The 12,414-nt window shown below is 66.5% G+C and carries 14 protein-coding genes; 4 read left to right on the top strand and 10 right to left on the bottom strand.

The features are described from left to right. Window positions 1–8 precede the first annotated feature (8 nt). The 5 genes from phnK to phnG are packed head-to-tail and all read right to left on the bottom strand — an operon-like array spanning window position 9 to window position 3,861. Complete coding sequence (gene phnK, locus JQ633_RS10225) at window positions 9–806, bottom strand: phosphonate C-P lyase system protein PhnK (RefSeq protein WP_211984854.1); 798 nt, start codon at window positions 804–806, stop codon at window positions 9–11. Beyond that, a complete protein-coding gene (locus tag JQ633_RS10220; protein WP_211984853.1) occupies window positions 799–1,683 on the bottom strand; it encodes an alpha-D-ribose 1-methylphosphonate 5-phosphate C-P-lyase PhnJ in 885 nt (294 codons plus the stop codon). Before JQ633_RS10220 ends, phnK begins: the two co-directional genes overlap by 8 nt. Continuing rightward, window positions 1,680–2,783, bottom strand: a complete 1,104-nt coding sequence (locus JQ633_RS10215; protein ID WP_211984852.1) for a carbon-phosphorus lyase complex subunit PhnI — start codon at window positions 2,781–2,783, stop codon at window positions 1,680–1,682. The genes JQ633_RS10220 and JQ633_RS10215 overlap by 4 nt, the downstream gene beginning before the upstream one ends. A gap of 3 nt (window positions 2,784–2,786) precedes the next feature. Beyond that, complete coding sequence (phnH, locus tag JQ633_RS10210) at window positions 2,787–3,395, bottom strand: phosphonate C-P lyase system protein PhnH (RefSeq protein WP_211984851.1); 609 nt, start codon at window positions 3,393–3,395, stop codon at window positions 2,787–2,789. Between the two features lie 4 nt (window positions 3,396–3,399). Further along, window positions 3,400–3,861 (bottom strand): phosphonate C-P lyase system protein PhnG, encoded by a 462-nt coding sequence (phnG, locus tag JQ633_RS10205; RefSeq protein WP_211984850.1) that lies wholly within the window; start codon window positions 3,859–3,861, stop codon window positions 3,400–3,402. 116 nt (window positions 3,862–3,977) lie between these two features. On the opposite strand from phnG, the gene phnF reads away from it, so the two are divergent. Beyond that, entirely contained in the window at window positions 3,978–4,700 is a 723-nt protein-coding gene (gene phnF, locus JQ633_RS10200) for a phosphonate metabolism transcriptional regulator PhnF (protein ID WP_211984849.1), read from the top strand. A 224-nt stretch (window positions 4,701–4,924) separates the two neighbouring features. Here phnF and phnE (JQ633_RS10195) read toward each other — a convergent pair whose 3' ends face one another. From phnE (JQ633_RS10195) to phnC, 4 genes are all read right to left on the bottom strand, one after another. Beyond that, window positions 4,925–5,773 (bottom strand): phosphonate ABC transporter, permease protein PhnE, encoded by an 849-nt coding sequence (gene phnE / locus JQ633_RS10195; RefSeq protein ID WP_211984848.1) that lies wholly within the window; start codon window positions 5,771–5,773, stop codon window positions 4,925–4,927. Next, window positions 5,770–6,654 carry a phosphonate ABC transporter, permease protein PhnE gene (phnE, locus tag JQ633_RS10190; RefSeq protein ID WP_211984847.1) on the bottom strand — a complete coding sequence of 295 codons (885 nt, stop codon included), beginning with the start codon at window positions 6,652–6,654 and terminating at the stop codon, window positions 5,770–5,772. Before phnE (JQ633_RS10190) ends, phnE (JQ633_RS10195) begins: the two co-directional genes overlap by 4 nt. Before the next feature lie 80 nt (window positions 6,655–6,734). Further along, window positions 6,735–7,664, bottom strand: a complete 930-nt coding sequence (phnD, locus tag JQ633_RS10185) for a phosphonate ABC transporter substrate-binding protein (RefSeq protein WP_211984846.1) — start codon at window positions 7,662–7,664, stop codon at window positions 6,735–6,737. Between the two features lie 74 nt (window positions 7,665–7,738). After that, window positions 7,739–8,554, bottom strand: a complete 816-nt coding sequence (phnC, locus tag JQ633_RS10180) for a phosphonate ABC transporter ATP-binding protein (RefSeq protein ID WP_211984845.1) — start codon at window positions 8,552–8,554, stop codon at window positions 7,739–7,741. A gap of 192 nt (window positions 8,555–8,746) precedes the next feature. On the opposite strand from phnC, the gene JQ633_RS10175 reads away from it, so the two are divergent. Genes JQ633_RS10175 through JQ633_RS10165 form a run of 3 tightly spaced genes read left to right on the top strand, consistent with a single transcriptional unit; the run spans window position 8,747 to window position 11,289 of the window. Then, the gene (locus JQ633_RS10175) at window positions 8,747–9,412 is read left to right on the top strand and encodes a chloramphenicol acetyltransferase (RefSeq protein ID WP_211984844.1); all 666 of its coding nucleotides are present in this window, start codon (window positions 8,747–8,749) and stop codon (window positions 9,410–9,412) included. After that, window positions 9,409–10,581, top strand: a complete 1,173-nt coding sequence (locus JQ633_RS10170) for an alpha-D-ribose 1-methylphosphonate 5-triphosphate diphosphatase (RefSeq protein ID WP_211984843.1) — start codon at window positions 9,409–9,411, stop codon at window positions 10,579–10,581. The genes JQ633_RS10175 and JQ633_RS10170 overlap by 4 nt, the downstream gene beginning before the upstream one ends. Window positions 10,582–10,596: 15 nt before the next feature. Next, window positions 10,597–11,289, top strand: a complete 693-nt coding sequence (locus JQ633_RS10165) for a DUF1045 domain-containing protein (protein ID WP_211984842.1) — start codon at window positions 10,597–10,599, stop codon at window positions 11,287–11,289. A 69-nt stretch (window positions 11,290–11,358) separates the two neighbouring features. Here the strand turns inward: JQ633_RS10165 and hemC are convergent, their stop codons facing one another. Continuing rightward, the gene (hemC, locus tag JQ633_RS10160; protein WP_211984841.1) at window positions 11,359–12,369 is read right to left on the bottom strand and encodes a hydroxymethylbilane synthase; all 1,011 of its coding nucleotides are present in this window, start codon (window positions 12,367–12,369) and stop codon (window positions 11,359–11,361) included. Between the last annotated feature and the right edge of the window lie 45 nt (window positions 12,370–12,414).

The following is a 12,414-nucleotide window of genomic DNA, read 5'->3' as shown; positions in this document are numbered from 1 at the left end:
TGGCAGGCTCATGGCGGTAGGATCGAGGAGACGAGCAGCTGGGTGTAGGGCTCGCGCGGGTCGTCGAGCACCTGGTCGGTGAGGCCGGTCTCGATGACACGGCCGCCCTTCATCACCATCACGCGGTGCGACAACAGCCGCGCGACGGCGAGATCATGGGTGACGACGATGGCGGCGAGGCCGAGCTCGCCGACGAGGTTGCGCATCAGGTCGAGCAGGCGCGCCTGCACCGAGACGTCGAGGCCGCCGGTCGGCTCGTCCATGAACACCAGCCTCGGCTCGGTGACGAGGTTGCGCGCGATCTGCAGCCGCTGCCGCATGCCGCCGGAATAGGTCTTCGGCGCATCGTCGATGCGGCCGACATCGATCTCGACCCGCTCCAGCCAGGTCGAGGCGCTGTCGCGGATCTTGCCGTAGTGATTCCAGCCCACCGCCATCAGCCGCTCGCCGACATTGGCGCCGGCCGAGACGCCCATGCGCAGGCCCTGCGCCGGGTCCTGGTGCACGAAGCCCCAGTCGGTGCGGAACAGAAAGCGCCGCTCCGCCTCGCCGAGCTCGGCGAGATCGCGCAGCACGCCGTCACGCATCCGATAGGAGACGCGGCCGGCGCTCGGCGCCAACTGCGCCGAGAGCAACTGCAACAAGGTCGATTTGCCCGAGCCGGATTCGCCGACGATCGCCAGCACCTCGCCCGGATACAGCGCGAACGAGATGTCGCGGCACGCGGCGAGCTGGCCGTAGTTCTTGGCGAGCCCTTCGGCGACCAGCAGCGGCTGGTCGTTGTCGAGATGAGACGGCTCAGACATGCGCCTTCTCCTTGTGCGGCGCCGCGCTTTCGGTGCCGTGATGGCCGGCGGCTTGGCGCTGCTCGCAGAAATCGGTGTCGGAGCAGACGAACATTCGCCCGCCCTTGTCGTCGGTGACGATCTCGTCGAGATAGGAATTGTCCGCGCCGCACAGCGCGCAGGGCGCATCGAAGCGATAGCGCGTAAACGGATGGTCCTCGAAATCCAGCGACACCACCGTGGTGTAGGGCGGGATCGCGTAGATGCGCTTCTCGCGGCCGGCGCCGAACAGCTGCAGCGCCGCGCAATTGTCCATCTTCGGATTGTCGAATTTCGGCGTCGGCGACGGGTCCATCACGTAGCGCGCGTTCACCTTCACCGGATAGGCGTAGGCGGTCGCGATGTGGCCGAACCGCGCGATGTCCTCGTACAGCTTGACATGCATCAGGCCGTATTCGGCGAGCGCATGCATGCGCCGCGTCTCGGTCTCGCGCGGCTCGAGGAAGCGCAGCGGCTCGGGGATCGGCACCTGATAGACCAGCACCTGCCCCGCATGCAGCTCGGCCTCGGGGATACGATGCCGGGTCTGGATCACGGTGGCGTCCGTGGTCGAGGTCGTGGTGGCGACACCGGCGGTCTTGCCAAAGAACTTGCGGATCGAGATCGCGTTGGTGGTGTCGTCGGAACCCTGGTCGATCACCTTGAGCACGTCATCCGGCCCGAGGATCGCGGCGGTCACCTGCACGCCGCCGGTGCCCCAGCCATAGGGCATCGGCATCTCGCGGCTGGCGAACGGCACCTGGTAGCCGGGGATCGCGATCGCCTTCAGGATCGCGCGGCGGATCATTCGCTTGGTCTGTTCGTCGAGATAGGCGAAGTTGTACGTCGGCGCGTTCATTCCGCGGCCTCCCGCAGTTCCGGGGCCTCATTGGCCTCGGCAAATTCCTGACGCAGTTTGCGCAGCAGGCCGAGCTCGGACTGGAAGTCGACATAGTGCGGCAGCTTGAGATGCTCGACGAAGCCGGTCGCCTGCACATTGTCGGAGTGCGACATGACGAACTCCTCGTCCTGCGCCGGCGACCTCGCCTCCTCGTCGAGCTCGCGCGCGCGCAGCGCGCGGTCGACCAGCGCCATCGACATGGTCTTGCGCTCGCTCTGCCCGAAGGCAAGGCCGTAGCCGCGGGTGAAGCACGGCGCCTCGGTTGCCGAGCCCTTGAACTGGTTGACCATCTGGCACTCGGTCAATTCGATCGAGCCGAGCGGCACCGCAAAGCCGGCGTCCTCGGCGAAGAACTCGACCTCGACGTCGCCGAAGCGAATCTCGCCGGCGAACGGATGGTTGCGACCGTAGCCGCGCTGCGTCGAATAGCCGAGCGCGAGCAGGAATCCTTCGTCGCCGCGCGCGAGATTCTGCAGCCGCAGATCACGATCCGCCGGAAAGCTCAGCGGCTCGCGCGTGAGGTCGCCGACCGGCGCGTCCGGCTCCGCCTGCGGCGAGGACTCGATCAGGCCGTCGCGGCCGAGGATGTCGGTCACCCGCGGAGCCGGCGTCTGTGGCGCGTCGGCGGTCGCCGGCAGCTCCGGCACGAAACCTTCCGCAAGCTGCGGGTCGAGCAGGCGATGGGTGTAATCGAACGTCGGGCCCAGGATTTGGCCGCCCGGAATATCCTTGAAGGTCGACGAGACGCGGCGCCGCACCTGCATCTCGCCGGTGTTGACCGGCTCGCTTGCGCCGAAGCGCGGCAGTGTGGCGCGGAAGGCGCGGACCAGGAAGATCGCCTCGATCATGTCGCCGCGTGCCTGCTTGATCGCCAGCGCCGCGAGCTCGCGGTCGTAGAGCGAACCTTCGGTCATGACGCGGTCGACGCCGAGCGAGAGCTGCTCGGAAATCTGCGCCAGCGTCACCTCCGGCACATCGCGGTCGCCGCGCCGCTCATGCGCGAGCAGGCGGTGGGCGTTCTCGATGGCGCGTTCGCCTCCCTTGACGGCTACATACATCGCTTACACTCCGCTCGCGACCAGCCGCGTGGTGCGCGGGATCGCCACTATGCTGTCGTCATGGACCAGCACGACATCGATGCCGCGCGGGAACAGCGCCTCGTTGACGGCAAGCCGCGCGAACAGATCGCGCGGCTTGATCATCGCCTGCAGCAACGCGGCGCCGTCGATGCCGGGGCCCTTCAGCTCGAAGGCCGGGCCCTGCGTCAGGCTGTCGACCTGCAGGATCAGCGTGGTCGAACGATCCGGGTATTCGCTGGTGCCGAACGCGAAGCGCTCCAGTGCCGGCAGGTTTTCGGCATCGCCGATCAGCGCGAAGCTCGCGATCGAAGGCTCCTCGATCACCGGCGCGCTGGTGTGAAACTTCAGCCAGCGGGCGACACCGGGCGTTGCCGCCATCGCCACGTCGAGCCAGATCGGCGTATCGTGATCGAACAGCGTCAGGGCGATCGCGGCCGCGCCGCGCATCACACCGGCAGGCGTTCCCGCGGCAGCCGTGACGCGCTGGACGCTGCCCGGACGGGCCATCGCATCCATCACCGAGCGGAAGGTCGACTGCGCCGACAACACCTTGTCGGCAAATCCTGCGGGCAGTTCGGCAATCGTCGTCATCGCTTCACCCTTCACCACGCACCATCGTGTAGAAATCGACCCGCGTCGCCGCGGTTTCCTCGGCCTTGCGAGTGCGCTCGGCGACCAGCGCCGTACGCAGCGGCGCGATCACCCTGGCCTCGACCGCGCCGGAAAATTCCGCCGACTGCACCATGGCGTCGCACAGCGCGATCATCCGTGCCTTCTGTGCATCGCGGCCGAGCGTGTAGCCGAAGCCGACCTCACCGGTGGCAAGCCGCACCGCCGCGCGCGACACCGTCGCCTCGCCGAGATTGAACGGCGCGCCGTCGCCGCCGATCCGGCCGCGCAGCATCACAAGGCCGTTCTCCGGTTCGCGCAGGTTCTCATGCGCGGGCACTGCAATATCGGCGAGCAAGCCCGCGATCTCGGCAGCGCCGGAATGCGCCAGCACCGCCATGGCGGCCTTGCGCTGCGCCGTCTTGCTGTTTCGTCCGGTCGTGGTCATGTGCAGCTCTCGGGCAATCCCGCTTGAATCAAGTTGTCTATGATAATAGACAACTTGATAGCCAAACGCCATGACTGTTTCGTGACAAATTCAAGATTTCTGGCTATCACCGCGGCATGACCATGCAGGAAAGTTCCGGCGTCGCCCTGTGGCGGCAGGTTGCCGACGGCATCGAACGCGGCATCGCCGACGGCCGTTTCGCCGCCGGCGAAAAGCTGCCCGGCGAGATGGAGATCGCCGAGACCTACCGCGTCAACCGCCACACCGTGCGGCGGGCGCTGGCGGCGCTGGCCGAGCGCGGCCTGGTCCGCGCCGAGCGCGGCAGCGGCACCTATGTCGAGGCCCAGCGTCTCGCCTACCCCCTGCGCTCGCGCACGCGGTTTTCCGAGATCGTCGGCGCCGGCGGCCACGAACCGCGCGGCCAGCTGATCGAGGCCGGCACCGACATCGCCACCCGCGAGATCGCGCGCGAACTGGGCCTCAAGACCGGCGCCCCCCTGATCCGCATCGAGGCGGTGCGGCTGGCTGACCGTACCCCGATCTGCGTCTCCACCACCTGGCTGTCGGCCGAACAGTTTCCCGATGCCGGCGCCGTGTTCGCCGACCTTCGCTCGATGACCAAGCTGCTGGCCCATTACGGGATCAAGGACTACCGGCGCGCCTCGACCCGGATCACCGCAGCAATCGTCGATGCGACCGACGCCGCGCGGCTCGATCTGCCGCTCGGGCGTCCCGTGCTGGTGGTCGACGCCACCGACGTCGACAACGCGGACAAGCCGCTGGTGACCAAGCGCTCGCGCTTCGCCGCGGAGCGTGTCGAGTTCCTGGTCGAGGGCTGAGCGTTGCCGTAGCTTCGTAGGATGGGTGGATCGCAGCGATACCCATCAATTCGGGCCGCGGGTGAGATGATGGGTATCGCTGCGCTCCACCCATCCTACGAACGCACAAATTCGGAATAATGGAAGAATACTGCTGAGTTGCCCGACGTGTCAAGACGCCGGCAGCGGCCGGCTACTTTGCATGGGGTTGTTTTCGCTGTTTTGGCGGTGCGCCATCCTACGAGCTACACCACCGCCCGCTGCCCGATGATCGCGAAGCGCAGCTTGGTCGAGATGAAGTCGATCGCCGCGACCGCGATCAGGATCATCAGGATCAGGAACGACACCTTCTGCCATTCCAGCACGCGGATCTGCTCGGCGAGTTGCAGGCCGATGCCGCCGGCGCCGACGATGCCGATGATGGTGGCCGAACGCGTGTTCGACTCGATGAAGTAGAGCACCTGCCCGGCGATCACCGGCAGCACCTGCGGCAGCAGGCCGAAGCGGATCTCGTGCAGCGCGTTGCCGCCGGAGGCGCGGATGCCCTCGACCTCCTTGCGGTCGGCGGCCTCGATCGCCTCCGAGAACAGCTTTCCGAACGCGCCGAAGTCCGACACCATGATCGCCAGTACGCCGGCGAACGGACCGAGGCCGACGACGTTGATCCAGACCAGCGCCCAGATCAGCGTATCGACGCCGCGGATCGAATCCAGGAAGCGACGGACCGGAAAGCGGATCAGGTTCGAGGGAATGATGTTGCGCGCCGCGAGCAGGCTGACCGGCAGCGCCAGCAGCGCGGCGAGCGTGGTGCCGAGCAGCGCGATCGACAGCGTCTCGCCGAGCGCCTGCATGTAGAGCGGGAACGACGAGCCGGGGTTCGGCGGCAGCATCAGCATCGTGATCCAGCCGAGCTGGCTGAGGCCCGAAAGCAGCTTCGACGGCGAGAAGTCGAGATCGACGAGGCCGAACACGAAGATCGCGAATGCCGCCACGATCATCGCCGGCATCGCCAGCCGCGCCGAGGCTGGCCGCGCAAAGACGTCGGGATATTTCGCGCGCAGCCCCTCGGTGTCCGGCTTCGGCAGCTGGCTCATCGGCGCGTCTCCTTGCCGAACAGCCGGCCGCGCAGCCAGCCGGTCGAGATGTCGATGATGAACACCGTGAGGATGATGGTGACGAGGATGGCGCTGACGTCGGAGTAGTAGAACTTGCGGATCGCGACCACGAGCTCCTGGCCGATGCCGCCGGCGCCGACGAAGCCCATCACCGAGGCTTCGCGGACGTTGATCTCGAAGCGCAGCAGCGCGTAGCTGGCGTAGCCGGCCGAGACCTGCGGCAGCACCGCAAAGCGCATGCAGGATAGCCAGCTGGCGCCGGTGGAGCGGATGCCCTCGACCGGCTTCATGTCGGCGTTCTCGACGATCTCGGCGAACAGCTTGCCGAGCGCGCCGGTCGAATGGATCGCGATCGCCAGCACACCGGCCATCGGCCCGAGCCCGAACGCGATCACGAAGATCAGCGCGAACACGATGCCGGGCACCGTGCGGGCGAATTCCAGCAGGCGTCGCACAATGAAGCGCAGCCACGGTCCCGGCGAGGTATTTTGCGCGGCGAAGAAGTTGAGCGCAAAGGCCAGCACCGCACCGACCAGCGTCCCGACATAGCTGATCAGGATCGTCTCGCCGAGCAGGCGGAGCCATTTCTTCAGGCCCCAGAACCATTCGACGGGATCGGTCCAGACCCGCGCGCCGCTATCGAGCGTGAGGATGCGGTCGAAATAGCTGATGAAGTTACCGAAGTAAGTGAAGAACGTTTTCAGGTTCACTTCGGCGCCGAGCGCGGCGATCACGAGCGCGGCGCAGAACACGGCGGTCGCCAGCGTCGCCTTCAGCCGCTTGCGCGCGACCGCCTTGCGATAGGTCTCGTTCAGCGCCGCCAGTTGCTGGGCCGGAAGGATGGATACGGCGGTCGCCATCGACTAGGACCGATCTGTTCGAGGGGAAACGGAAAAGGGCCGGGTCATTGAACCCGGCCCTGTGAGGCGGCGTCGCGCGATCAGGACGCCTTCTTGCGCAGATGGTCGACGAACTTGATCAGTTCGATCGTCTTGTCGTAGTCGGCATTGGTGATCGGCTCCCACGGCAGGTTCTTGCCGTCGGACAGCTTCTTGAAGGCTTCCGGATCCTTTTTCGGCATGTCGAGGAAGGCCTGCTTGATCTTGGCCTTCATGTCGTCCGGAAGGCTCTCGAGATAGGCGTAGGGCGAGTTGATGATGAGGTCGGACTTCACGATGATGCGGAAGTCTTCCTTCTTCAGCGTCGTGCCGTCGCTCGACTTCACCATGTTCTTGGCGAGCATGCGGGTGAGGTTGGAGTCGTCCTCGGCGTTCCACCAGTTGGCGGCGACGTCGACGGTGCCCTGCGCCAGCGCCAGCACGGCGTTCTCGTGGCTGCCGGTGAAGATCACCTTGGAGAAGTAGGTATCGGGATCGATACCCATCTGATTCAGCTTGAAGCGCGGCATGTTGTTGCCGGAGGTCGAGTTCGGATCGACCAGGCCGAGGTTCTTGCCCTTGAGGTCCTCGACCTTCTGGTACGGGCTCTTGGCGAGCACGTAGAACACCGAGTGATAGCCCTTCGAGCCGTCGGCATTGACGTCGATCACGAAGGCGTCGGTCTTGACGCCGGTCAGACGGGCGCGGGCGAACGACGCCGGGCCGTAATAGCCGATGTGGATGTTGCCGGCGCGCTGGCCCTCGATGACGGCCGCATAGTCGTTGGCGACGCGCAGATTCACCTTGATGCCGAGCTCCTTGGAAAGGTAGCTGGTCAGCGGGGTGTAGCGCTCGGTGACGCCCGAACCGTTCTCGGCCGGGATAACGGCGAAGGTGATCTCAGGATATTTGGCTTTCCAGTCCTCGGCCGAAGCCGAGCCGGCGAAGGCCAGCGCGGCAGCGCCGGCCAGCACGATGCGACGAGTGATCATGATTACCCCTCCAGTGGTGGTACTGTTGACCGGGCGAAATGCCCGGCCGCCCTCAATTTGAAAATGCGAACGCTTCAGGCGGCGGCAGCGCTGCCGAGTGCCGGAGCGGTCGCGCCATCAGGCACGGGCAACGGCGCCGCGCCGATGACGTCATTGGCTTCGAGGTCGTAGAGCTCGCGCGCGACATGGTCGGTGAGCGCCGCCGGCGCGCCGTCGAACACAACGCGCCCCGCCGCCATGCCGATCAGGCGGTCACAGTAGGTTCGCGCCAGGTCGAGCGAGTGCAGGTTGCAGAGCACCGTGATGCCGAAATGCTTGTTGATGCGCAGCAGCGCGTCCATCACGATCTTGGTGTTGCGCGGATCGAGCGAGGCGATCGGCTCGTCGGCGAGAATGAGGTCGGGCTCCTGCACCAGCGCGCGGGCGATCGCTACGCGCTGCTGCTGGCCGCCGGAGAGCTGGTCGGCGCGCTGCGCCGCGTATTGCGCGATATCGAACTGCTCGAGCGCCGACATCGCGAGCGCCCTATCCTCTTCCGGCCACACCTGCGCCAGCGAGCGCCAGGACGGGATCTGCGCGAGACGGCCCATCAGCACATTGGTGAGAACGTCGAGCCGGCCGACCAGATTGAACTGCTGGAAGATCATCGCCGAACGCGCCCGCCACTGCCGCAGCGCCTTGCCGCGCAGCGCGGTGACGTCGGTGCCTTCGAACAGGATGCGGCCGGAGGTCGGATCGGCGAGACGGTTGATCATCCGCAGCAGCGTCGATTTGCCGGCACCGGAGCGGCCGATCACGCCGACGAAGCTGCCCGGCGCGATCGAGAATGATGCGTTGTCGACTGCGGCTTTTGCGCCGAAACGGCACGTCAAACCTTCCACCACCAGCATGTAATGCTCCAACCGCGTCGCGTTGGGCCACCGCTATCCCCCGTGTTTTACAGTTATGTGACGGCGCTACCGCACTGCGGCGATCGTCCACACCCCTCCCCTTGCCGTCATCGCGACGTCATGATGTTGTCATCAAGCATCTCGATGACACGCGCATCTCCCGGGAAAGCCAATGATTTTGCGGAGGCCCTGATGGCCGGAAAAACACTCTCGGTCGTGCCGACCGTCGATCCAACCGCATCGGTGCGCGAAAGCAGACTAGGCAAATATACTGAGGTCGGCGCGCGCACGATGCTGCTCGAAGTCAGCATGGACGACTATTCCTATGTCGTGAACGACAGCCAGATCACCTACACGTCGATCGGAAAGTTCTGCTCGATCGCGGCGATGACGCGGATCAATCCAGGCAATCATCCGATGCAGCGCGCGACTCAAGCGCATTTCACCTACCGCGCCAGCGCTTATTTTCCCGGTGAGGGTGACGACACCGAGTTCTTCAACTGGCGACGTGCGCATCACGTGCATATCGGCCATGACGTCTGGATCGGTCATGGCGCGATCTTGCTGCCGGGACGGAACGTCGGAACCGGCGCCGTCATTGCCGCCGGCGCTGTTGTGACCAAGGACGTGCCGGCCTACACCGTCGTGGCAGGTAATCCGGCGCGGCCGGTGAAGCGGCGCTTCACCGAGGCGATCGCCGATCGCCTCACAGCGCTGGCGTGGTGGGACTGGAATCATGAGACGCTTCGCCGCGCGCTGCCCGACTTCCGCACGCTCGCGGTGGACGAGTTCCTCGACAAATACGAGGCCGGGAACGTGGCCCAATCAGACAACAACCAGCGGAGCGCCGCATCGTGACTGACATTTTCATCGAAGGCGGACGCGCGCTGATTGACGGCGCACTGGTCGAGACCTCGCTGCGGACCGCGGGCCGCGACATCGGGGCGCTCGACGCCGAACAGGGTCGCGCCGCGCTGCATCTCGATGCCGGCGGGCTGCTGGTGCTGCCGGGGATCATCGACCTGCATGGCGATGCCTTCGAGCGGCAGATGATGCCGCGTCCCGGCGTCGACTTCCCGACCGACGTCGCGCTGGTCGACAGCGACCGTCAGGCGATCGCCAACGGCATCACCACCGTATTCCACGGCACCACCTGGTCGTGGGAGCCCGGCCTGCGCAGCGCGGAGAATGCGCGCAAGCTGCTCGATGCGATCGAGGCTCTGCGGCCGCAGCTTGCCGCCGACACGCGCTTCCATCTACGACACGAGACCCACAATCTCGCGGCCGAGACCGAGATCATCCAGTGGCTCGGCGAAGGCCGTATCGATCTGTTCGCCTTCAACGACCACAGCAATGTCAAGCCGAAGAAGCGCAATCAATCGGCCGAGCGCGCCGGGCTCTCGCTCGAGGCCTTCAACGAGCTGATCGAACAGGTCGTCGCGCGCCGCCCCGACGTGCCGGCCTCGATCGCGCGCCTCGCCGCCGCCGCGCGCGATGCCAATGTGCGGATGCTCTCGCACGACGACGATACGCCCGCGATGCGGCAGGAGTTTCGCGCGCTGGGCGCTGCGATCGCCGAATTCCCGGTCAACGAGGAGACCGCGCGCGACGCCGCCGCGGCCGGCGACTTCATCGTGTTCGGCGCGCCCAATGTGGTGCGTGGCGGCAGCCACACCGGCTGGACCAAGGCCTCCGACATGATCGCCAAGGGCCTGTGCTCAGTGCTGGCGTCCGACTATTACTACCCGGCGCAGCTGCTCGCCGCGTTCCGCCTCGGCGCCGACGGCATCGTGCCGCTCGCCAAGGCCTGGGATCTGATCTCATCGGGACCGGCGCTCGCGGCGGGGCTCGACGATCGCGGCGTGCTGGCCGCGGGCCGCCGTGCCGACATTATCCTGGTCGACGACAAGCTACCGCTGCGGCCGCGCGTCGTCGCCGTGATCGCCGCCGGACGGCTGGTGCATCTGGCCGATGCGAGCTGCCTCGTTCATTCGCTGGCGCCGCGCAAGACGGTTGCGGCGGCGTAGGGTCACTCTGCTCTCATGGCCAACTTCCCCCGCTACGCAATCTATCATGCGCCTTCACCTGACAGCGTGATGCACCGCTTCGGTGCGGCGATGCTCGGCTACGACGCCGTGTCAGGCGACGACCTGCCCTTCCCCGACGGCGTCACGCCCGATTGGCGCGAGCTGACGCAAGATCCGCGCAAATACGGTTTCCACGCTACGCTGAAGGCGCCGATGGCGCTCGCCGATGGCAAGCGCGAGGACGAGCTACTCGACGCCAGCGCAGCGTTTGCCGGCCGCGCGCGGCGCATCCCGGTGATTGAGCCGGTGGTCGATGCGATCAGCGGCTTCATCGCAGTGATCCCGGCGAAGCGCTCGGATGACCTGCAGCAGCTCGCCGCTGAGTGCGTCACCGAATTCGATGCATTCCGTGCGCCGCTGACGGCCGAGGACCGTGCGCGCCGCAATCCGGCAAAACTCTCGGCGCGACAATGCGAGTATCTCGACCGCTGGGGCTATCCGTACGTGATGGAGGAATTCCGCTTCCACATGACGCTGACCGGACGGTTGAACGACGAGCGGCGCGGTCCGATCGTCGCCTGGCTGCGCGAGCGGTTTGCCGAAACCGGACTGACCTCGCTCGCGATCGACCGCATCGCGCTGTTCAAGCAGGATGATGCTGCCTCGCGCTTCCGGATCATCGGCAGCTGGCCGCTCACTGCGAGCTGACCTGAATTGGGCCCCACACACCACCGTCGTCCCGGCGAACGCCGGGACGACACCGGGATGGATATCGTACTAACCCTCCGGCCGGGTGCGCGCGATAATCTCCGCGGCGCCCTTGTCGAGCAGCTCCATGCCGACGGCACGGCCGAGCTCGCGCGGCCGATCGGCGGGCCCCCGCCGCGTCACCTCGATGAAGCCGGCGCCGGCTTCGTCGAGCACGGACGCACGCAGCGTCATCTCACCGCCTTTGAGCGTCGCATGGCCCGCGATCGGCGAGTTGCAGTGGCCGTTGAGCACCCACAGCACCTCGCGCTCCGCCTCGGCGGCGAGGCGCGCCGGCGTGTCGTCGATCTTTGCGAGCCGGGCGCGGGTCGCCCAGTCAGTCTCGACGCATTCGACTGCGACGATGCCTTGCCCAACCGCCGGCAGCATTTCGTCGACCGAAAAATCATGCGCGATGCGCGCGGCGAGACCGATGCGCTCGAGCCCGGAGCGCGCCATCACCAGCGCATCCGCCGGCCCCACCTCGCCGCCACCGGGCAGGCGCTGCTTGTCGCCGCGATCGAGCTTGGCGACGCGCGTATCGGCAGCGCCGCGGAAATGGATCACGGTCGCTTCGGGGAACAACCGCCGCAGATAGGCTGCGCGGCGCACCGCATTGGTGCCGATCATGAGTCCCTTGCCGCGCGAAGCGCGAAAAGTGTCCAGCGACAGGCCGGGCCGCAGCACCAGGCAATCATTGGCCGCATCGCGCGCCAGCAGCGCCGCGATGACGAGACCCGGCGTCTCCTCATTGCCCGGCACGTCCTTCAGCGAATGCATCGCGGCCTGCAGCGTGCCCGCGCGCATCGCCTCGCGGATCTCGGCGACGAAGGCGCCGCCCTTGCCGCCGTGGCGCAGCAGCTTGCTGGTCTGGTCCTGGTCGCCGCGGGTCTCGAACTTGACGACATCGACGGCAAGATCCGGCGCGGCGGCGCGCAGCAGCCGCGCGACCTCCTCGGTCTGCGCCAGCGCCATCGCGCTCTTGCGCGTCCCGATCCGTAAAACCTGTCCCGACACGGGGTCTCCGCTGCGAATGCTCATCCACCGCGGGGATTAGAACAAAAGGCCAGTCAAAACAACGGTTTT

The organism is Bradyrhizobium tropiciagri, from assembly GCF_018130505.1.
In the GTDB taxonomy this organism is placed as follows: Bacteria; Pseudomonadota; Alphaproteobacteria; order Rhizobiales; family Xanthobacteraceae; genus Bradyrhizobium; species Bradyrhizobium tropiciagri_B.
The sequence above is the reverse complement of the archived record's forward strand: the minus strand, read 5'-3'. Positions and strand labels throughout refer to the sequence as shown.